Here is a 22,381-nt window from a genome sequence, read left to right on the forward strand (position 1 = left end):
GCTTTTTGCTCGGATGTTCAAGTTATGAGGTCGAAATTTCGAGTTCAGAAGGGGAAGTTTCAAGCTTTTTGCTCGGATGTTCAAGTTATGAGGTCGAAGTTTCGAGTTCAGAAGGGGAAGTTTCGAGTTCTGAGGCTGAAACTTGAGGATTTTAGGTTGAATGATGGAAATTAGAACATGATCGCTCTCAAAATCTCAACTTTCAACCTCTGAACTCGGAACTTACACCTTTTTGCTCGACCATTGAGCCTCTGAACTCGGAAGCCCGACCTTTTTACTCGAACGTTGAGCCTCTGAACTCGGAAGTCCGACCTTTTTACTCGAACGTTGAGCCTCTGAACTAAAAAAATGAAGCTCAGAACTCGAAATGTCGTGCTTTTAACTCCAACATTTAAATTATGAGCTTCAATTTTGCACCTTTTAAGTGCAAGCACTGAGCTATTTTCTACAATGCTGCTTTTTGAGACTTGGATTTCCCAGATTTACGAGCAAATCGCTGTCCCATTTCCACAACCACTGCATCTAAACCCGCGCCTTGTCCACTGGCTTTAGCGTAGTTATACACCTGCAACGCGGCTGCATAAGCTTCACTACCGACTGCAAGAGATGTATCATCTACCAACTCTTGTAACTGCGTCAACGACAACAACACCGGATACAACGCCTCAAATAATTGCACATCCTTCCGCATTTCTTCCAAGTCGAACGATCGCGGTAAAAACTCTGGATTCTGCGCCGCCACCTCTAATGCTTTGCTTACAAACGCCCGACTCTTATCTCCCATCTTGGGTAAAGACTTGCGATCGTCGGAACTCAAATCAACTAAAAATGGTAGCTTTTCTTTAATGGTGCTAATGGCTTGCAACACAGCTTCTCTGTCTGTTTGTGCCAATGTTGCACTAATTGGGGTCGTAGACATAGAAATCACTCTCCAGGAAGTTTATTAAATCTAGAGTTCCCACATATACAACTCAAATTTCCATTCGCAGAGCATAGCTGGTCATCGTCAAATAATTTTGGATTTTGAATTTTGGATTTTAGATTCAGGGACGCGATAACAATCCAAAATCCAAAATCCAAAATCGGCGATCGCTCCTAACTATGTAATGCCAAGTGATTGCTTCAGGATGTCGATCCAAAATGAACACTACATCATCTCGGACTAAAATAGGTAAGTCTGTGTGGGGCTCGTTGACTGGCATACCTACATAACGAGCGATCGCCTCATCAGCCTTTGCATCTCTCCCAAGGGATGCTGACCAAGCTTGTGCAGCCGTCAACAGCTTTTCACCTGATTTACCTTGGGCAAATTGCTCTGGTGTATTGCCCCACCCTTGAATCCGGTGAGGAATAGCTGATGCGGGCGGTGTTGGGGTTGATTTACTTGTGACTCAATCAAACTGTCGAGAATCGGCAGTGCGAAATTGGGATGCTCCCGAAATAATTTAAAGTTCTGAACGCTGGCTTTCAGCGCTCAGACTTTTGTGCATCTTACAAGAATTATTCTTTTAATTAATTCCGAGCGATACCTTCTTGACGCGCTGCTTGTTGTACAGCAGCAGCAACAGCAGTAACGACGCGCTCATCAAAGACGGAAGGGATAATATGTTCCCGATCTAAGTCTGAAGGCTTAACTAAAGAAGCGATCGCATTTGCGGCTTCTAGGTACATTTTGATGGTAATTGTATGGGCCCGACAATCTAAAGCACCACGGAATACCCCAGGAAAAGCTAAAACGTTATTGATTTGATTCGGGTAATCACTGCGACCGGTAGCGATCACAGCTACATCTTTACTGATTAATTCTGGCTGAATCTCTGGAATCGGATTTGCCATTGCAAACACAATTGGATCTTTCGCCATCGATTGCACCATTTCTGGTGTCAAAACTCCTGGTGCGCTGACTCCAATAAACACATCTGCCCCTTGCATTGCACCCGCTAATGTACCCTGCGCTTTCACGGCAAATTCAAGTTTTTCTTCTGTTAAATCGCTGCGACTGGTAGAGATAATCCCTTTAGAGTCGCACATCCAGATTTTTTCTGCCCCAGCTTTACGGAGTAACCGAGCGATCGCTACTCCCGCCGCCCCAGCACCGTTAATCACAATCTTGATTTCTGCTAAGGATTTATGTACCAGTTTTAGGGAATTAAACAATGCTGCCAAGGTGACAATTGCTGTACCATGCTGGTCATCGTGAAAAACGGGGATATCTAACTCTTCGCGCAATCTTCTTTCAATTTCAAAGCAGCGAGGTGCAGCGATATCCTCTAAATTCACACCCCCAAAAACTGGCGCGATATTCTTGACTGTTTGGATAATTTCTTCTGTATCTTGGGTGGCCAGACAAATCGGAAAAGCATCAAGCCCCGCAAATTCCTTAAACAGCATTGCTTTACCTTCCATGACTGGTAAGGCTGCTGCTGGTCCGAGATTTCCCAACCCCAAAACGGCACTACCATCGGTAACAATGGCGACAGTGTTTTGTTTGATGGTTAATTTGTAAACTTCTTCTGGATCTTGAGCGATCGCTGTACAAATTCGACCGACTCCGGGTGTGTAAGCCATTGCTAAATCAGACACACTTCTTAAGGGAATTCTGCTGGTAATGCTGATTTTGCCACCACGATGCAAATTAAAGGTGCGATCGTAGACGCTGAGTAATTTGATGTCTGGCAATGCTTTGACTGCTTGCACAATGGTTTCAGCGTGTTCGGTACTAGCAGCATCCACAGTCAGATCGCGGGTAGATTCTTTGCGGGTTTGCTCGATTAAATCAATTTGACCGAGATTACCGCCACAGGTTGCGATCGCTTGGGTTACCGATGCTAACATTCCTACACGATTGGGAATTTGTAAACGCAGTGTCAAACTAAAACTAGAATTAGGAGTTAGGTCTGCCATGTTGATTTTGGATTTTAAGTTTTAGATTTTATATTGAATTGAGACAAAAACTAAAATCTCAGATTTGTAGTCAATGGAAACACAATGAATATAAACTCTTGGGATAACCGTCAGTAGTTAGTTTACTCACTGCTCACAATTTTAATAATTATTTTTATTTATACCAGTGCATTTAGTAATATAAATGAGTAACAATTTAGTAATTGTACCCAAATACACCACATATTTTTTTAATATATTTGTATTTTTAAGAGCTATTTGTATTAATTCTTACTCATATAAGCGTTCAATAAACTCCGTGTGTTTTTTGGAATTTAACCCTTGTTGCAGCACTGCTAAAACTGTCGTCATGTCCCCTGTAAGGAGTGAGGTTACAGCTAACCACAAACCTGGAAATATATTACTTTTTATCACACCATCTGCATCTGCCACAAGTGGTAAATATTCACCATCTTGCAAACAGAACCAGTCAAGTTTATTCTCTAAAGTCTGCCAGACAATGTATTCCTGCACTCCGTTGCGGCGGTAGGCGCATTTTTTGTCGTACAAATCAATCGATGCACTACTGGCTGCTACTTCTGCTACTAATTCCGGTGCGCCTTCTACGTAATCATCTTCGCTGATTTGCGCTTGTCCTCTGGCTGGTTTATCTATCAACAGCAAAACATCAGGCTGTGGTTCATTGTCTAAATCTAAGCGCACGGTAGCATTGTCAGCTAGCGCTAAACCTGGAGTGCAAACTTGATAAACTCCTAACCAGGTAATTAACTGTCCATGAGCTTGACCATGACTTCTAAAACGCAGTGGTGATGCCACGTAAACGACTCCTTCGATTAATTCGGCTTTTTTATTGGGCATTGCTGTATATCGACGCTCGAATTCGTGGCGGGTTAAGCGATCGCCACTTTCTAAAGGAGGAATAAAAGCGCTATTATTTAAGCCATGTTCCACAGAAGCAGCCATTACCTGATTTCTCATCCGTAGGAGTTGTAGCTTGAATCTAACAAAAAAAGCGCCCCCCATTTCTGGAGGGCGCTTTTTATTTAGTTAAATCTTCAGAATTAACCGTTGATAGCAGGAGCGCTCATTGCGACAGGAGTAACTTCACCAGCAGCTAAATCTAGGGGGAAGTTGTGAGCGTTACGCTCGTGCATTACTTCCATACCCAAGTTAGCGCGGTTGATTACGTCTGCCCAGGTGCTGATGACGCGACCTTGAGAATCAATTACTGATTGGTTGAAGTTGAAACCGTTCAGGTTGAATGCCATCGTGCTGATACCCAAAGCGGTGAACCAGATACCGACGACAGGCCAAGCTGCTAAGAAGAAGTGCAGTGAACGGCTGTTGTTGAAAGAAGCGTATTGGAAGATTAAACGACCGAAGTAGCCGTGGGCTGCAACGATGTTGTAGGTTTCTTCTTCTTGACCGAATTTGTAACCGTAGTTAAGGGACTCAGTTTCGGTGGTTTCACGCACCAAAGAAGAAGTTACTAGAGAACCGTGCATTGCAGAGAACAAGCTTCCGCCGAATACACCAGCCACACCTAACATGTGGAAGGGGTGCATCAAGATGTTATGTTCTGCTTGGAACACAATCATGAAGTTGAAGGTTCCGCTTATTCCCAAAGGCATACCATCAGAGAATGAACCTTGACCGATTGGGTAGATCAAGAATACTGCGGTAGCAGAAGCCAAAGGTGCGCTGTAAGCTACGCAAATCCAAGGACGCATACCTAAGCGGTAAGAAAGTTCCCACTGACGACCCAGGTAGCAAGCGCAACCGATCAAGAAGTGGAAAACTACCAATTGGTAAGGACCGCCGTTGTACAACCACTCATCTAAGGAAGCAGCTTCCCATATTGGGTAGAAGTGCAAGCCGATAGCGTTGGAAGAAGGAACAACTGCACCAGAGATGATGTTGTTTCCGTAAATCAAGGAACCTGCAACGGGTTCGCGGATACCGTCGATGTCTACTGGAGGTGCTGCGATGAAGGCGATTACGAAGCAAACAGTAGCTGCTAGCAGGGTTGGGATCATGAGTACACCAAACCAACCGATATATATACGGTTGTCGGTACTGGTGATCCACTCGCAAAAGCGATCCCATACGTTAGCGTCAGAGCGCCGTTGTAAGGTTGTGGTCATGGTTTTATGATTGCTATGAGTTGTTAAATATAGAACAAGCAAATTTTGTTTTCGCCTGTTGAAATATACTCTACATGAATTTACTTTGACGCGATCCCTGACTTAATATTCTGTAACAAAATACTTTAAAAAGCTCATCGAACTGTAAAGTTTTCCTACTATGAAATAATAATCATAAAAGTCATGATTTCAGGTTTTATTGATGAAAAAAATGACTTTGATAGCTCTCTTAACCACGATTCAGTCGGCTTTGGACTGGAATCAATTATCAACTCCAGCCCGAATGGGGGTTCTAGGTAGTGTTAAGGATCAGCCTGCTTTTTCAGCAAGTTGATGCTTGGCACTAGTAGCAGATTTTTTCTTTAGCAGCCAGATGCCGCCCAGAAGAACCACGCTCAAACCACCCACAGTAGAAGGTTCGGGTACAGGCTGAACATCAAATTTAGTCAATAATCTGTAATTAACTGGAGCACCATTCGGATCGTCAGTTTCTGCATACATCCCTGCATCCTGATAATAAAAGACGTTTTCAGGTTTAGCACCAACTAAGTAAGAAAAACCATTGAAGGTAAGGAATGGTTGTGTTGAGGAGAAGAGATTATCGTTAGGCACTCCGAACGGCGGAACATCATTTGGAAAACTACCAGGAGGTAGTAGTGCCGTAATTGTCGCACCATTTCGCTGTCCTGTGATACCCGTGATTGTTAAGTACCCATTTGCATCCCTGCTGTCAGTGGTTGTTAAGACTCCACTAGCTTCAACTCCGTTACCAGAGTAAGAATAGTTAAACTCGGCAGCCTGAACAGGGTTAGTGGAACCATCAACAGTTAGTCCGGTCGTTAAGACTACTCCAGTTACCGTAGCTAAAAGCTTAAGGGTACTTTTCTTGATGTTGCTTTTCATGTTGATAAAAAATATCCTTTGTGAGTAAAAGGTTAGACAGGGAAAGCTACTTTTAGAATTAGAACACGGAAAACTTGGCTTCAATTATAAATAAGTACTAACATTAAGAGGCTATTTATAAAGTAAATGTAAAGACGAGCAATCAGGTTGTATACCTAAAGATAGGATAATTCTGTTATCTGTAGGACTTACGCATCAAGTACGAAATGTAGGGGCAATTCATGAATTGCCCCTACGAGAAATCAAGGCTTTCAGTGCCTTGAAAGCGTAAGTCCTAATCTGGTTGAATTGATCACACTAATTATTTGCCTTTACATTCCTTTACAAATAGCCGATTGCAAAAGTTTTAAGTTTTGTTGATTTGTAAAGAAATAATAAGTTGTAAGTTGTCTTATGTTTTTAGGACTTACGCAAAATGACAAAAAAACGAACCGCAGAGGACGCAGAGAACACAGAGGAATAAGAGTTTGAGAGAGTTTTTGCGTAAGTCCTAGTTTTATCAAAAATCAAAGTAGATGTAGGGCAAACTGCCTTCAGGAGCTAATAACCAAACAGCGTAAAAACATAGGGGAACGAAGACAAGCTTAAGTGGCCAGTTCAACTCTAACTTCAGTATTCGGTTGAAGGTATAGACTACAGCCATAAGGGCAGCTATAGCTACAAGTACCCAAGCAAGTTGGTATTGACTGATATTTAAGGCTTCTACATAGACTTTTTGGGCAAACTGGGCATCAGCCGGATAACCCCAAAGATGACGAATTACTAAAGAAGAGTCTTGGAGGTTAGGTAAGCGAAACCAAATCCAAGAGGTAAAAACCATCAGTTGAGTTAATAACCAAGCGACAAAGATACCCAGAGGATTTTGCCAGAATTGTTCTAGTTTTTCAAAGCGATCGCTCATCACATGTGTAAGTCGATGAACCACCAAGGCTAACCCGTGGTATATCCCCCAAACGACATAACCCAAGGCAGCACCGTGCCAGATACCAGCAATTAGCATCACAATAAATAAATTCCCGCAGGTACGGACTAAACCCCGACGGGAACCGCCTAAAGGAAAGTAGATATAGTTACGTAGCCAATCTCCTAGAGTGATATGCCAGCGCCGCCAAAATTCGGCAATACTGGTGCTGAAGTAGGGAAAATCGAAATTCTCAGGTAGAACCAAGCCGAAAAGCATAGCACTACCACGGGCAATATCTACGTAACCGTTGAAATCTAGATATAATTGCAAACCGTAGGCAAATGTAGCCAACCAGAGATCGGTACTACCCGCCCGTTGTAGATTACCAAAACATAAATCGACGAAAATACCAAGGTGGTCTGCAAAAATACCTTTTTTGACTGCGCCTCTAGCAATCAACCACAGCGCCTGGGCGACTCTATCGCTATTGGGTAATTCTAGTGTATTGAATTGATTTGCTAAGTTGTGGTAGCGCGTAATCGGCCCTGAAATCAGTTTGACGAAGAATAATTTGTAGGTAGCAAAATTGAGAAACTGCTCAGTAGCAGGGGCACCACGATAGACATCTATTAAATAGGCAATACATTCAAAGGTAAAAAAGGAAATTCCCAAGGGTGCAATTAATTTAAAAGAACTATCTGGTGAGTTTGTTTGTACATGAAAAACAAATTTGAATAAAGGGGTAAAATACTTATAACCTAATAACAGTAAAACATTTAAAACTATCCCTATCCACAAAACTTTTAAACGACGACGATTCCAGTCACCTTGGGCAAATTGCCACTCTTCATTAGAAATTTGCCAGTCAAGAGAATGTTTTCCTGGCGAGGTATTTTTCCCAATCTCTAGCCCCACACGGAAATTAATATACGTCAATGCTAATAGTAATGGTATGTACTGCATCTGCAAAGATGCGTAGAAAACCAAGCTAGCAATTAGCAGCGTCCACAATCGCAATTTCTGTTGTGCTAAAGACCAATAAATTCCTAGCACACTCAACAAGAACAGCCCATAAAAAATTGATATAAAATTCATTTTTTAGTCATTTGTCATTTGTCATTGGTCATTGGGCATTAATCAATAATTCTTCCCCTGCTTCCCCACTCCCCACTCCCCATTCCCCTACTTCACTGGCCAGGGAATCATCGGATCGTTAGCCAGCTTTTTGGAAACTTCGTATGCTCCAAAGCGGTTGAGGTGGCTAGGATCAGAAAAGTAGTCATTTGATTTTGGCCACTGTTGACTCAAATCTCGATAAATAAAGTTGGGATTAGTAGCTAGATGCAGCATATATTGCTGAAATTGTTGCTCATGTTGTTTACGCACTGGATCTAAATAATCTTCTGTCAGAGGCATGTTGACAAACACTAAGGAAATTTTATGAGACTGGGTAAACTGAAGCACTTCTTGAATAGCAGCATCTTGCTCTCCTTCTATTTGGAAAGATTTATAGTCGTTGTCGTAATTCCCCGGAACTCTAGAATGTTTTTGATAGTATCTAGCAGGATTGAAGCGAATTGACAAAGGTAGAAAGCCATCAAAATCAACTGCTTGCTGGGAAGTACTTTCATCTGAAGTACCATCTGTTAGCTGTTTTTGCGATGCAACTGTCTGATTGTTACCAAGTATAAGCAGTTGTTTTTGCAGTAAACTTTTAATTTGGTCGCGGTTTGGATAGGTACTAGAAAGAGATGCTAGAACCTGATTTAATGACTGATTGACAGCTTGATAGGCGCTAACTTCCGGTTTTTCTTCTTTGATCTTTTCTTCTGGCGAATTTACCTTATTTTCAGGCAAATCGCTGCTATTGGCAGTTGTTGCGACTTTTTGGAATGCTTGTTTATAACCAGCCGATGCAGCGATGGATTTAAAAGTAATATCCTCACGTCCACCGTTGAAAGCACGGGCCCCATCTGCCCAGATAATTATTTTAGGCAGTTCTGATGGTTCTAGTACCTGGCGAATCACAAAGTCTACAACTTGTGCGGTGGCACCGTTGATTCCAAAGTTAAATACATCAAGATTTGGATAGCCTTGATTCGCTAAAGCTTTAGAAAGTGCTGCTGGATCTATTCCCCTGAGGGCGCGGGAGGAGCCAATAATCAACACATCTGGCGGATTACCAGTTCTAGCCAAACGCTGTTTATAGAGTGCTAGTTGCTCGTCTAATTGTCTGACATTGAAACTTGGCATTTGCGATCGCGCTGCTAAAAGAATAGCGGTAGCGGTTGCTTTTTCTTTCAGTGGTGCGGCTGCCAAATTATTTGTCGGGGTATTATCACTTTGGGTAAATTCCGAAGCATTAAATACAGAACTCTGATTTGGAGAAGATTTTGTTTGGGTAGTGCTGGTAAAAAATGTTGTTTTCTCACTCTGAGTTTTCCCAGATATCAAAGATGCTTTTTGATCAGAAGATGATGAAGGCAAGACACTGGCTAATTTTGGTGTTGACGTAGTACTTGCAATAATTCGACCCAACACCCAATCAGTTTGAAGGGTAAGTAATAATCCCAGTGTCCCCCACACTAAAGCAACCTTAAGTCCTTGAACATTAGGGCTTTGTTCTGCTGACTGATTGCTTTCGATAAATAGCTGGCTTTGTAACAGGAATTTTTTCGCGGTTGCACTTGCCGTTGTCAGCCAATTTCGCGCAACTTCTGTGACAAAAGTTTGAACTTCTTCTGTGGTTAAGTCGGGGCGCAAAATTGGCTCACTAGTCTCAGAAGTTACTAGATCGTTAACATATTTAGAAGTAGCAGCAAATTCTGGAGTTGCTTCTGGTACTAAACGTTGGCGATGCTCAAGATCAACGCCATAATTCCAAAAAGGTTCTTTATTCCCAGCGCGGCGACCGTAGACACGTACCCCCATAATACCGGGAATTTTTAACTGGCGGATAAACTGGGTAACTTTAGTTGCTACTTGTTGACGCCCTGGACAAACAGGTGCATCACACATGATGTGCAATAAATCATTTTTGTTCAGCAGAAGGACGCGAACTCCGCCTGTCAATAAACGCCAATCTAGGTCATGATTGAGTAAACGTTCCAGTAAAAATATGATCGCTGGTTCATCGCCAGTATTCGCCAAATCTAGGGGTGATGTGGCAAAGGCGGGATATTTTGTTGCAGGTAAAGCTACCCAATCAATCCAAGTTGGTTCATTGTCGCCTGCTTTTTGTCCGTATATGGTGGCGGCGAGAATGCCTTGAGGTGCGATCGCTTCTAGCTGCGGTAAAATCGCCTCTAAGCACACTTCCTTGGCGGGGATTGGCGCACTTCCTAAAGGATCAAAAGCTGGGCTACAAAAGATATGTAGCGTTGATTCTTTCAGAAAAGCTTGGACAGCAACTTTTAAGCCTGACAATACCTCAGTTAATAATCGCGCGATCGCTTGTATATCCCCCCAACGCGCCCACTCCTTCAGCATTACCTCTGGTGGAGTCAAATCCACCCGTAGCAGCCAATCAGGGGCAGTTTCGCCGCTCACCTGGGAAACAATTATTGCATCTTGGTAGCCGGTGAGCTTGAGATAACGCAACTTTTGTGCTATTGGTTCAGCAAGCAATGATGCATCGGGGCTATAGCTCGACTGGCAAAATATCCACAGGCGATCTTCTTCTGGCTGAGAGTTCTTTGGCTTATATGGCTTAATCTTTGCCTGTACTGATACACCTAACGTACTCAGAGTTTCGCTCAGATATCGAGCGATCGCTTCTGGGTTCCCTTGGCGTGCCAAACTTTCGTTAGAGACAATCAGCGCTCCAGGCGATTGTTTTGATTTTTCCGAATCCTCTAGCAGCGCTTGTACCTGCTCCAGATGCTTATCTATTTGATTTAAGTAAACCCGATGGCACCATTTGGGGCGCTGTTCCCCTTTTCTTCGGCCATAGACAAATACTTGATATATTGAGGGTTGTTCGTCGCTGGTGAGAATATCCAAGTCTGTCTGATGTAGTGCTTGCAGCAAGTCAGACAAAGTGCGCCAACGCTCTGGACATTCTGTACCTTCACAAAGAATATGAAGGTTATTTCCTCGTAACCGGACTTTCACCCCGAAAGTGTTGATCCCTGTTGCTTGGCTTACCCACTGCACTAAGGATTGCTGGCGATCTGGTAATACTGTTTTCATGCTCAGTTAACTTTACAGGAAGCGATTGTTGGGGGATAGTGCCTGCACTTGTAAACTAGAAGCATAGGTCTACCACACTCTGACGTTTTTTTTTAACAATTTTGTTACCTTCGTAGCTCATAAAATCGGCCAAGATAGTCTTGTATAGGTTGCAAGTCAGACTAATGTTGAGTTTTGCGTTTATTTTACTAATAGGGAGTCAGAATTAAGAAGTTAGGAGTTAAGAGTTAGTTAGGAGTTAGTTAGGAGTTAGGAGTTAGGAGTTAGGAGTTAGGAGTTAGGAGTCAGAATAATTCTATATGACTGGCTGATGACTTGTCCTTTAAAGCTAAACTTGCGTCCCACTGCCCTAACGCCCCTAATGGGCTAAACAAACAACAAGCTTATCTCATTTAAACTCCGTCTCTTGATGATCTTTGGAGTAATCATAACTCCTAACTCCTACCTCCTAACTCCTAACTAACTCCTAACTCCTAACTCCTAACTCCTAACTAACTCCTACCTCCTTTCAACTCATATTCCCATAACCAAGGATTAGCAATGCCTCCTGCCAATCAACAACCCTCAACTAACCCCGCATCCAATCTGGATTTCTTTAGCATTCCCCAATCTTTGCTTTTACAAATAGGTACAGCGTCTATATTACTGCTGCTCATTACCGGAAAAACTACAGTAAAAGCACTAGAAGCCATAGGGGAAGCCAGTGAAGAATTGTTGCGAGGCGATCGCTTACCCAATCTCGACTTCCCAGAGGATAGCGAAATTAATCAAACTTAGAAAATATACACCAAATAATTATTTGCTCAGGAACAACCTGGTGAGCATTAATTGCACAACCTAGCAGCGTAAACAGTAATTAGCTTTACAACAATAGAGAATATGGGTTCCCTTTTATACTCTTCGTCTCAAACTGCGGATATATACCCGGTGTCGGAATTATTTTTGCGTCATCGTCTCCAGGTAGTGGAAGAATTGTGGGAGTCAGTTCTCCGGCAAGAATGCGGTCAAAACATGGTAGACTTGCTGCGGGAGTTGCGCGATTTATGTTCACCAGAAGGACAAGCAACAAATGACCAAGCATCTTCTGCCGTCAAATTAATTGAACAACTAAATATTAACGAAGCAATTCGTGCGGCTCGTGCTTTCGCTCTGTATTTTCAGTTGATTAATATCATAGAGCAGGAATACGAACAACGGCAGCAATTGAGTCGCTATGAAGCAGAAACAGAGTTTACAGATGCACAAACACTAGCCAATGTCAACTATTCGTCGAATCAAAGAGAAGATGACGCGCCTGTTAGCAAGGGAATCGCAGCAGAGTTTTTGAGAAAGAATTATCAAGAAAAAGCGCCAGTCAAACCAAAAGGTACTTTCGCTGCCTTGTTTCCCTATTTATTCAAACTGAATGTACCACCTCAGCAAATTCAACGTCTAATTAATCATCTGGATGTACGCTTAGTTTTCACAGCGCACCCGACGGAAATTGTTCGTCATACCATCCGGGATAAGCAGCGACAGGTGGTACAACTTTTACAAAAACTGGATGCTTTGGAAAATCATACCGGGACTACACCGGGAGCATATCCTTGGGAAGCAGCAGATGTGCGCGAACAATTGCTTGAAGAAATTCGCCTGTGGTGGCGCACCGACGAACTTCACCAGTTCAAACCCACAGTGCTAGATGAAGTAGATTATGCCCTACACTATTTTCAAGAAGTTTTATTTGATGGCATTCCTCAACTTTATAAACGTTTCAAGCACACCCTATCTAGTACCTTTCCTTGGCTAGAACCACCGAGTAAAAACTTTTGCTCTTTCGGTTCCTGGGTAGGTTCAGACAGGGATGGGAACCCATCAGTCACACCCGAAATTACCTGGCAGACAGCTTGCTATCAGCGCAAAATGGTGCTAGGAAGATATATTCAGTCAGTGAAAAATCTGATTGAATTGTTGAGTGTGTCGATGCACTGGAGTGATGTTTTACCAGATTTACTGGAATCTCTAGAGTTGGATCAGTCCCAGTTGAGTGAGGTATATGACGCACTGGCGCTGCGTTATCGACAAGAACCATATCGGCTCAAACTGGCTTATGTGCTGAAACGTCTAGAAAATACTCGCGATCGCAATCTAGCTTTGTACAATCGGGAAACGCCAAAAAATCAAGATAGCCCCCTGTATCTTTCAGGAGACGATTTTTTAGCAGAACTGCGGATGATTCAGCGCAACTTGACAGAAACAGGTTTAAGCTGTCGAGAATTAGAAAATCTGATCTGTCAGGTAGAAATTTTTGGTTTTAACTTGACACAGCTAGATATTCGCCAAGAATCATCTCGCCATGCCGATGCGCTCAATGAGATCCTAGAATACCTGCAAATATTACCTCAACCTTACAACGAACTATCTGAGGAGCAAAGAGTCGCTTGGTTAACAGGAGAACTGCAAACCCGGAGGCCGTTAATTCCGGCAGAATTGCCATTTTCGGAAAAAACCAACGATGTAATTGAAACCTTTCGCATCGTGCGATCGCTGCAACAAGAATTTGGTCTAAATATCTGCCAAACTTACATTATCAGCATGTGCCGCGACGTAAGCGATGTGCTAGAAGTATTGCTTTTAGCCAAAGAAGCCAGACTTTTTGACCCCGCGATCGCTGTCGGAACAATTCAAGTTGTCCCCCTATTTGAGACAGTAGAGGACTTACAACGTTCTAGAAGCGTCATGCGGAACCTGTTTGAACTCCCGTTATATCGGGCTTTATTAGCCGGCGGCTACGAACAAACAAAAACAGAAACTGTTGTGGATGAAAATTCATCCCCCCCTGCCTCCCCTGCCCCTGCTGCCCCCCTCTCGCCGAACTTACAAGAAGTAATGCTGGGGTATTCTGATAGCAACAAAGACTCTGGTTTTTTAAGTAGCAACTGGGAAATTCATAAAGCCCAAAAATCACTGCAACAAATAGCAGAAAACTATGATATAAATTTGCGGATTTTCCACGGACGCGGCGGTTCTGTAGGACGGGGTGGTGGCCCTGCTTACGAGGCGATTTTGGCTCAACCGGGTCATAGTATCAATGGGCGAATCAAGATTACCGAACAAGGAGAAGTTTTGGCTTCTAAATACTCCTTGTTGGACTTGGCATTATACCACATGGAAACCATCACCACTGCTGTAATTCAAGCTAGCTTATTGAGGACAGGGTTTGATGATATTGAACCCTGGAATGAGATTATGGAAGAATTAGCAGCGCGATCGCGTCAACATTATCGGGCTTTAATCTACGAACAGCCTGATTTTGTTGACTTCTTCCACGAAGTAACCCCAATTGAAGAAATTAGCCAGCTACAAATTAGTTCCCGTCCAGCCCGCCGTCCATCTGGAAAGAAAGATTTAAGTAGTCTGCGAGCTATTCCTTGGGTATTTAGCTGGACACAAACCCGCTTTTTACTTCCTTCCTGGTATGGCGTTGGCACAGCTTTACAAGAATTCTTGAACGAAGAACCAGAAGAACATTTGAAATTGCTGCGTTACTTTTACGTTAAGTGGCCGTTCTTCAAGATGGTGATTTCTAAAGCTGAGATGACCTTGGCAAAAGTAGATATGCAAATGGCACATCACTATGTCCAGGAATTATCAAAACCAGAAGATAAAGTTCGTTTTGCCAAGGTTTTTGACCAAATTGCTAGCGAGTTCTATCTCACAAGGGATTTGGTATTAAAAATCACCGATCACAATCGATTGTTAGATGGCGATCCTGTCTTACAACGATCTGTACAATTACGCAATGGCACAATTGTACCCTTGGGATTTATCCAAGTTTCACTCCTCAAGCGCTTACGCCAGTCGCTAAATACTACTGCTACTTCTGGAGTCATTCATTCTCGTTACAGCAAAGGCGAGTTACTGCGAGGAGCATTGTTAACTATTAATGGAATTGCAGCTGGGATGAGAAATACAGGTTGATTGGGAATGGGAGACGAGGGAGTGAGGCAGTAAGTTTTTCCCCTCTACCCCAATAACAAATGACAAATATCGATTCAGTCATCGGGCGGCGAGCGTCCGTCCCGTTTTACTTGTTCAACCGTCCCGTCAGCCGACCGGTTCCGTAGAACGCGATGACGGGAACCAGGAAAGCAAGACCGGTGAACAAGGTGCTCCATGTCAGGCTCAACGCGTGGGCTAAGGCATCGCCGCCAGCAGTGCCAGCCGTGCGAATGAGTGCCACCGTGATCCAGTAGAGCGAAGGCGTGAGAATTTGCCCCCGTCGGCCTATTGTGAGCGTCATTGCCACCAGCGCCCCTACCACCACTGCGGCCCCTGGCGGCGTGAGATGCAACCGAAAGGAGGCGAAGTCGCCCGCGAGGGTACCAAGGACACCAGCCAACATCATACAGACCCAGTAGCTCGGTGTTACGCGGACTGTATCGCCCAAGGTAGTCACCGCATCAAAAAACCGGCGGTAGACCCAGACCGCGCAAACAAAGAGCGCAAGAACCACCGGTATTGAGACCGCGAAATCGATGTGCCAATCATGGAACATATCCCCGACGTTGGTAGCTGCCGTGCGAACTGTGATGATGGCAAACCAGAACCACAGTGGTGTGGGTCGGCGGACAATTCGATCGAGTAGGAGGATTAGAGCGAATAGCCCAGCCAGCCAGGGTAGTCCTGAGAGGTGTCCGAAGTGTAGTTCGTCCCCAACGAAGTCACCGGTGTTGGTGCCGAAAACGCTAGCGGCACAAAGGCAAAACCAGTATCTCGAATCGATACGGGGTAAAGAGCGCATACAGTTTTAGAAATTTTACATAATAAATTTTACATAAATATTTCTATTGGCTATGAGTGACAAAAGTAACTATTTAAACATGACTTTGTATACAACTGGTCGGGTGCAACGCCTTGTTGCCAACAGAAAGGAGAAGCGCGGCAAGGGGTGCGGTTATGCTCTTCATATTTCAAAGTCTGTCCCGACGAAACTATTGAATAGTTTCATCTTCCCCTATGTAGGTCAAGAAACCGCTTAGATACGTCTGGAAAACATAGGGACTAGCAGGATAATTTCTTTGAAGCTTGCAAAGAGAGCGAATTTCTTCAGAATAAAGAGGATGAGTAGACGAATGACAAATGACTAAAAATAGAATTTTAGTTTGCACTTTTTTAGCGCTATCAGCAGGTTTTTTTGGGGCTTACACCAGTGGGCAAATTACCATAATGCTGCATAGCCAAAAGTGTCAAAACCAACCTTGGGGTTTCAAGGAAATGTGCAACGCTTGGATGACACCAGGAGCAATATGGCAAGGTAGCACAACAGGACTCTGGACAGGCACTATCTTAGGGGCGTTTGTTGGTGGTTTAGTTACCCGACAAGCTCGTGATTAGTCTAGCGTGAGTTTGATGAACCTCTCCCTGCCTTGAACTAAAGTTCAAGTCTGCCCCTCTCCGACTCAGAGAAGGACGGTTTTGCCTAGTAAAACCTTCTTAGAGGTTTTTTGATTGCGATCATTAGACTTAGGGACTTCCAAATTTAAAAATCTCCAAAAATCTCATATAACAATCCTCTTTCCTCTTCCTATCTCTGTGTCCTCTGCGCCTCTGTGGTTCGTTTTATTGGATAATTTATTTCTTGAAAATCCCTTAATCAAGATAGATTTCTCGCGCAAAGAATTGCAAAAAAGCCAATAGCCAGGTTTGGTATCAGCAAGACTGGTAAAATCTACCCATAACGAAGAAGAGTAAATCACCATGCCTACCGAAACTAACCCAGGAAATCAAACTACCACAGGTGCTGATGCTATTGATGAAGCGATCGCACAGGGAATTGATTTTGATGGATCTCCGATTCCTCCTGCCAAGCTAGAACTTTATGGTAAAGTTATGGCGCTAGAAGGCAATAGACAGCGCAGTGGCGTATCTAATACTATGCGATCGCGCATTGTGCGAATTGGTGCAAAACACATTCCCCAACCAGAACTAGACCAATTACTCGCAGATGCTGGTTTCGCACCCTTAAAAGAAAAAGAAATTGCTTTTTTCTATAGTGGTAAATAATTGTTGATATTTTACAACAGTTTTCAATTATTTGAACCAAATATGTTGTAGGGTACAGCAATGCTGCGCCCTCAATTGTTTATCTCACACATCCCAAATTTGCATCGGTATTTTGGCTTCTTCAGTAATTTTCTGATTGGGTTGAAAAGTGTATCTTCAGCAAGATATTCTCAACTCTGCCTTGTGTTTGAATTAGCAGATGGCTATATGTACTTAAGTAATAGCTGATAGACTTGGAGAACACATGTCAGGAACAACATCAAATTCAGAAATGCAATACCGAGTCCTCGGCAGTACAGGAGAGAAAGTTTCCGCGATTGGATTAGGTGGTTGGCATATCGCCTTAAAGCATGTTGATGAGGAACTGGGTATCCGAATTGTTAGAACAGCCATCGATGGTGGCATCAGCTTTATGGATAACAGTTGGGATTACAACGGTGGAGTCAGCGAGATTCGCATGGGAAAAGCCCTACGCGATGGCTATCGAGATAAAGTGTTCCTGATGACGAAAATCGATGGTCGCTCTAAAAAAGCAGCAGCAAAACAGCTAGACGAATCGCTCCAACGCCTACAAGTTGATTGCATCGATCTCGTTCAGCACCACGAAATCCTTCGGCACGAAGACCCACATCGAGTTTTTGACGAAGAAGGAGCGAATGCTGCCTTTATTGAGGCGAAACAAGCTGGCAAACTTCGATATATCGGCTTCACTGGTCACAAAGACCCCTATGTTCATTTGCACATGCTGGAAGTTGCAGCCACTAACGGGTTTAAATTTGATACAGCGCAGATGCCGCTCAATGTGATGGATGCCCACTACCGGAGCTTTGAAAAGCTGGTTGTGCCAGAACTGGTTAAACAAAACATCGGCGTTCTGGGAATGAAAAGCTTGGCAAACGGTATTATTTTACGGTCAAAGACTGTAACGCCAATTGAATGTTTACACTATGCTTTGAATTTGCCCACATCGGTTGTGATTACCGGAATTGACAGCATGGAGATTTTAGAGCAAGCTTTTGAAGCAGTGCGGACATTCCAGCCAATGAATGACCAGCAAGTGCGATCGCTTTTAGCAAAAACCGCTTTATCGGCATCACGCGGCGAGTTTGAGCCTTTCAAAACCTCATCAATTTTCGATAGCACTGCCCAAAATCCAGATTGGCTAGGAGAGGAGCCACAGCGCATCCAGCAATTGATGTCAGCATGATGGTTTTTTAGTGTTGTGTCTAAAATAAGTTGACACTATGATACAACACTAAAAAATTTTGCAGTTAATTAACTCAACAGCGATCGCTCATGCTCAAAATTTGTGAATTGTTTAATTCGATCCTTAAATTAGCAACAAAAAAATTTTACTCAAAATTAAATCTATCAAAATAGTGAATTCCATAACTAATGACGCAAAAAATTCTATCTAGGGATCGATATGGCTGATCAGCTAAATGAAGTAGAAATAGTATACTAAGTTACATGAGATTGTATTCTATGAAATTGAATTATGTTACAAAACAGGTTTCTCCGGTAAAACGCTGGATTGCTACAACACTGTTTTGTATGTTAGCGATCGCTTTCGTTTGGCAAGGGGCATTTTTCTCGAACACTACAGCAATGGCTGCTCCTACTGTAACCTTGATCGCATCATCAGACGCAGGCGATAAAGTTCAAGAAAAAACCAGTAAAGATGCTGGACGAGCCAAAAATTTCATCGACGATACGGCAGATAAAGTTAAAGAAGCTGCAAAGAGCAATGCCAGTAAAGTCGATGAAGCAACAGACAATGGTAGTTTTGTTGAGCGCAAAGCAAAGAAAGATGCGGCTACAATTCAAAAAAGAGCAAACGAAGATTCGGCTCGGACTAAAGAAGCAGTAGACAACACAAAGAATGTTGTTGAACGGACTGTTGAGAATATCAAGGATGCTTTTGGTAAATAGTAATCCTATTTGATTTGGTTTAAATCGAAAGACTTAGATTCCCGACTTTTCTAAGAAGTCGGGAATCTTGCTGTTTACAAATAATTTAAGAAAGTCTAAATTTATCGCACAAATTAATTTATAAACTTTGTGCTGTGATTCTAATCTGCATGTTAAACCTTACTAAGGGACTGACAAATAAAAAAATACCCAAAAAACTGGCGAAAAAACTCTTTCCTCTTTATTCCTCTGTGTTCTCTGTGTCTCTGTGGTTCGTTTATTTGAGTAATTTATTTCTTGGAAGTCCCTAAGTTGAGAACCGTAGTTTTCGCCCTCTCCCTAAATCCCTCTCGCAAATGCTTGAGAGGGAGTTTGAAATTCTGGCTCCCCGAATCCCAAATCTGGGATTCGGGGTTGAGGGATGAGGGCAAATCCTTTTGATCATCAAAGAACTATAGGTTTCAAGATAGACGTGGTTTAGCTAAAGCGAGCGATCTAGTTAATAAATTTCCGCCAACTACTGCCCAATACTTCTTTTTATACGAATAATAGATTGTTTTTAAGTATCATCACTTATTGACAAAGGTGCTATGAGTTTAACTGATTTTAACCTTATTTGGACGAATTGTTAATAGATAACAAATTTTTCACTATTATCAATTACGAAGTTATACTTTCCGCTACAACTTAGTAACAATAATAAGAGTCTGATTATGTGAACAACCCGACCGTGGGAAAATCAAAATACCGAAACTCGAAGTTAGAGAGGAAAACCTTATAATATGCATTTGAGCGAAATCACCCATCCTAATCAGTTGCACGGTTTATCTGTTCGCCAACTGCAACAGATTGCCCGTCAGATTCGAGATAAGCATCTCCAAACCGTAGCAGTTAATGGTGGACACTTAGGCCCAGGGTTGGGTGTTGTAGAATTAACATTAGGACTTTACCAGACACTAGACTTAGATCGGGATAAAGTTATTTGGGACGTAGGACATCAAGCTTATCCCCACAAACTGCTTACAGGACGCTACGATCGCTTCCACACCCTCAGACAAAAAAACGGAATTGCAGGTTATCTCAAACTCTGTGAAAACAAGTTTGATCACTTTGGGGCTGGACATGCTTCTACAAGTATTTCAGCAGCATTGGGCATGGCTTTAGCACGAGATTTAAAAGGAGAAAAATTTAAAGCCGTTGCTGTGATTGGGGATGGGGCGCTGACTGGGGGTATGGCTTTAGAAGCCATCAACCATGCTGGACACATGCCGAAAACTAACCTGCTGGTTGTTCTAAACGACAACGACATGTCTATATCTCGCAACGTCGGCGCAATTCCCCGCTATCTGAACAAAATGCGCCTCAGCCAACCGGTGCAATTTATTAAAGATAATTTTGAAGAACAATTTAAGCAAATTCCCTTCGTGGGTGAATCCCTGTCTCCCGAACTCGGACGCATCAAAGAAAGTATGAAGCGCTTGGCTGTTCCCAAGGTGGGTGCAGTTTTTGAAGAACTCGGCTTTACCTACATTGGGCCAGTCGATGGGCATAATCTGGAAGAATTGATTGCGACTTTCCAACAAGCACATCAGATACCAGGCCCAGTTTTGGTACATGTAGCAACAGTCAAAGGCAAAGGTTATGAAATTGCCGAACTAGATCAAGTTGGCTACCACGCCCAAAGCCCCTTCAACGTCGCAACTGGCAAAGCCATTCCTTCCAGCAAACCTAAACCCCCGGCGTATGCCAAAGTCTTTTCTCACACTCTGGTGAAACTTGCCGAACAAAACCCCAAAATCGTTGGCATTACTGCGGCGATGGCAACGGGGACAGGCTTAGATAAACTTCAAGCCAAACTGCCGAATCAATATATTGATGTCGGTATTGCAGAACAACACGCTATCACCCTAGCAGCAGGACTTGCAACTCAAGGGATGCGCCCCGTAGCCGCCATTTATTCTACCTTTTTGCAACGCGCTTATGACCAGATAATTCACGATGTCTGCATCCAAAACTTGCCAGTATTCTTCTGTTTGGATAGGGCAGGAATTGTCGGATCTGATGGCCCCACCCACCAGGGTATGTATGACATCGCTTATCTGCGTTGCATTCCCAACATAGCAATAATGGCACCCAAAGACGAGGCAGAATTGCAAAGGATGGTAGTAACTGGTGTTAACCATACCAGTGGCCCGATCGCTATGCGCTATCCTCGTGGTAATGGCTACGGTGTCCCCCTGATGGAAGAAGGTTGGGAACCTTTGGAAATCGGCAAAGGCGAAATTCTGCGTACAGGCGATGACGTGTTAATTGTCGGTTATGGCACAATGGTTTATCCAGGAATGCAAGCTGCGGAAATTCTCAGCGAACATGGCATTGAAGCAACTGTAATTAATGCCCGTTTTGTTAAGCCTTTGGATACCGAGTTGATTTTACCTTTAGCGAAAAAAATCGGCCGCGTCATCACCTTAGAAGAAGGCTGTGTCATGGGTGGCTTTGGTAGTGCGATCGCTGAAGCTTTACTAGATGCAGATATTCTCGTTCCTGTCAAGCGATTTGGTGTGCCAGATGTATTAGTAGATCATGCTGAACCCAATGAATCTAAGACAGAACTAGGTTTAACCAGCCATCAAATAGCAGAGAGAGTGTTACAAGCTTTCTTTAAGCAGCAAGTATCTGCTGTGGTTTAGTTAATTTTGTTTAACTACATCCTCTACTTCCTAGAATAATATTATGAAAATAACCTCTAAAACAGGGGTTATTTTTTTGAGTATCAATTTCTCTAGCAACTAATGAAAATTAGCTATGAAAATACCAATAACATACCAAATTAAGACTGATCGCTGTATCCTGAGATGTGTCTCTTCCCAAGATATAGCATACGTGTTTTCGGCTACGCAGTTTCCAGGTTTTAACGACGGTATGCCTTGGGAACCTCCAGAACTCATCGAAGAACTTCACGAACACCTTAAACAAAGTTTGCAATCTTGGGAATCTGATTCAGCCTATACTTTCACAATTCAATGCGCTAGTACTAGTAGATTTATCGGGAGAATTTCTATTAGAAAAAATCATGAATTAGCTCGGATTTGGAATCTCGGTTTTTGGACACATCCAGAAGACCAAAGTCAAGGTTATATGACAGAAGCAGCTCAAGCTATTATCAAGTTTGGTTTCACGGTTTTGGCAGCAGATCGTATTGAAGCGTACCATGCTTTATGGAATAGGAGTAGTGAAAAAGTATTAAAAAAAATTGGGATGCAATTTCTTCGCTATATTCCAGAGGGTTTTCAGAAGCGTGACCAGTGGGTGGAGGTAAATTTCTTGGCAATTGAAAGAAAAGATTGGCAGACTTCATCCTTTAGCTGACACCAATGTA

Annotated in this window: 17 protein-coding genes; 8 read left to right on the top strand and 9 right to left on the bottom strand. The window is 43.0% G+C overall.

Going from position 1 to position 22,381, the window contains the following annotated elements; all coding sequences use genetic code 11:
• Positions 1 to 445: 445 nt before the first annotated feature.
• The 8 genes from V7K73_RS13330 to V7K73_RS13365 form a co-directional block, all read right to left on the bottom strand.
• Positions 446 to 919 (bottom strand): hypothetical protein, encoded by a 474-nt coding sequence (locus V7K73_RS13330; RefSeq protein WP_334880641.1) that lies wholly within the window; start codon positions 917 to 919, stop codon positions 446 to 448.
• Positions 920 to 1,043: 124 nt separating this feature from the next.
• Positions 1,044 to 1,280, bottom strand: a complete 237-nt coding sequence (locus tag V7K73_RS13335; RefSeq protein ID WP_334880643.1) for a hypothetical protein — start codon at positions 1,278 to 1,280, stop codon at positions 1,044 to 1,046.
• 232 nt (positions 1,281 to 1,512) lie between these two features.
• Complete coding sequence (locus tag V7K73_RS13340; protein WP_334880645.1) at positions 1,513 to 2,904, bottom strand: malic enzyme-like NAD(P)-binding protein; 1,392 nt, start codon at positions 2,902 to 2,904, stop codon at positions 1,513 to 1,515.
• Between the two features lie 270 nt (positions 2,905 to 3,174).
• The gene (locus V7K73_RS13345) at positions 3,175 to 3,867 is read right to left on the bottom strand and encodes a Uma2 family endonuclease (protein WP_334880647.1); all 693 of its coding nucleotides are present in this window, start codon (positions 3,865 to 3,867) and stop codon (positions 3,175 to 3,177) included.
• 98 nt (positions 3,868 to 3,965) lie between these two features.
• Complete coding sequence (gene psbA, locus V7K73_RS13350) at positions 3,966 to 5,048, bottom strand: photosystem II q(b) protein (RefSeq protein WP_334880648.1); 1,083 nt, start codon at positions 5,046 to 5,048, stop codon at positions 3,966 to 3,968.
• A 309-nt stretch (positions 5,049 to 5,357) separates the two neighbouring features.
• Entirely contained in the window at positions 5,358 to 5,951 is a 594-nt protein-coding gene (locus tag V7K73_RS13355) for a PEP-CTERM sorting domain-containing protein (RefSeq protein WP_334880650.1), read from the bottom strand.
• 499 nt (positions 5,952 to 6,450) lie between these two features.
• A complete protein-coding gene (locus V7K73_RS13360; RefSeq protein WP_334880652.1) occupies positions 6,451 to 7,950 on the bottom strand; it encodes an MBOAT family O-acyltransferase in 1,500 nt (499 codons plus the stop codon).
• Between the two features lie 87 nt (positions 7,951 to 8,037).
• Entirely contained in the window at positions 8,038 to 11,046 is a 3,009-nt protein-coding gene (locus tag V7K73_RS13365; protein WP_334880653.1) for a DUF1574 family protein, read from the bottom strand.
• Between the two features lie 540 nt (positions 11,047 to 11,586).
• Here V7K73_RS13365 and V7K73_RS13370 point away from each other — a divergent pair.
• Positions 11,587 to 11,823, top strand: coding sequence for a hypothetical protein (locus tag V7K73_RS13370; protein ID WP_334880654.1), 237 nt, complete (start codon positions 11,587 to 11,589; stop codon positions 11,821 to 11,823).
• Between the two features lie 102 nt (positions 11,824 to 11,925).
• The gene (ppc, locus tag V7K73_RS13375) at positions 11,926 to 15,006 is read left to right on the top strand and encodes a phosphoenolpyruvate carboxylase (RefSeq protein WP_334880656.1); all 3,081 of its coding nucleotides are present in this window, start codon (positions 11,926 to 11,928) and stop codon (positions 15,004 to 15,006) included.
• 106 nt (positions 15,007 to 15,112) lie between these two features.
• Here the strand turns inward: ppc and V7K73_RS13380 are convergent, their stop codons facing one another.
• Complete coding sequence (locus tag V7K73_RS13380) at positions 15,113 to 15,583, bottom strand: hypothetical protein (RefSeq protein ID WP_334880658.1); 471 nt, start codon at positions 15,581 to 15,583, stop codon at positions 15,113 to 15,115.
• A gap of 584 nt (positions 15,584 to 16,167) precedes the next feature.
• Here V7K73_RS13380 and V7K73_RS13385 point away from each other — a divergent pair.
• The 6 genes from V7K73_RS13385 (at position 16,168) to V7K73_RS13410 (ending at position 22,371) form a co-directional block, all read left to right on the top strand.
• A complete protein-coding gene (locus tag V7K73_RS13385; RefSeq protein ID WP_334880660.1) occupies positions 16,168 to 16,422 on the top strand; it encodes a hypothetical protein in 255 nt (84 codons plus the stop codon).
• Positions 16,423 to 16,785: 363 nt separating this feature from the next.
• Complete coding sequence (locus V7K73_RS13390) at positions 16,786 to 17,091, top strand: small RNA NsiR4-regulated ssr1528 family protein (protein ID WP_334880662.1); 306 nt, start codon at positions 16,786 to 16,788, stop codon at positions 17,089 to 17,091.
• A 244-nt stretch (positions 17,092 to 17,335) separates the two neighbouring features.
• On the top strand, positions 17,336 to 18,298 hold the full coding sequence (locus tag V7K73_RS13395; RefSeq protein WP_334880664.1) for an aldo/keto reductase: 963 nt from the start codon (positions 17,336 to 17,338) through the stop codon (positions 18,296 to 18,298).
• Positions 18,299 to 18,576: 278 nt separating this feature from the next.
• Positions 18,577 to 19,023 carry a hypothetical protein gene (locus V7K73_RS13400; RefSeq protein ID WP_334880666.1) on the top strand — a complete coding sequence of 149 codons (447 nt, stop codon included), beginning with the start codon at positions 18,577 to 18,579 and terminating at the stop codon, positions 19,021 to 19,023.
• Positions 19,024 to 19,784: 761 nt separating this feature from the next.
• Positions 19,785 to 21,692: a 1-deoxy-D-xylulose-5-phosphate synthase gene (gene dxs, locus V7K73_RS13405; RefSeq protein WP_334880667.1), complete on the top strand. Its 1,908-nt coding sequence runs from the start codon at positions 19,785 to 19,787 to the stop codon at positions 21,690 to 21,692.
• 115 nt (positions 21,693 to 21,807) lie between these two features.
• Positions 21,808 to 22,371: a GNAT family N-acetyltransferase gene (locus V7K73_RS13410; protein WP_334880669.1), complete on the top strand. Its 564-nt coding sequence runs from the start codon at positions 21,808 to 21,810 to the stop codon at positions 22,369 to 22,371.
• Positions 22,372 to 22,381 lie beyond the last annotated feature (10 nt).

It is taken from the genome of Nostoc sp. (genome assembly GCF_036916975.1).
Taxonomy (GTDB): Bacteria; Cyanobacteriota; Cyanobacteriia; order Cyanobacteriales; family Nostocaceae; genus Nostoc.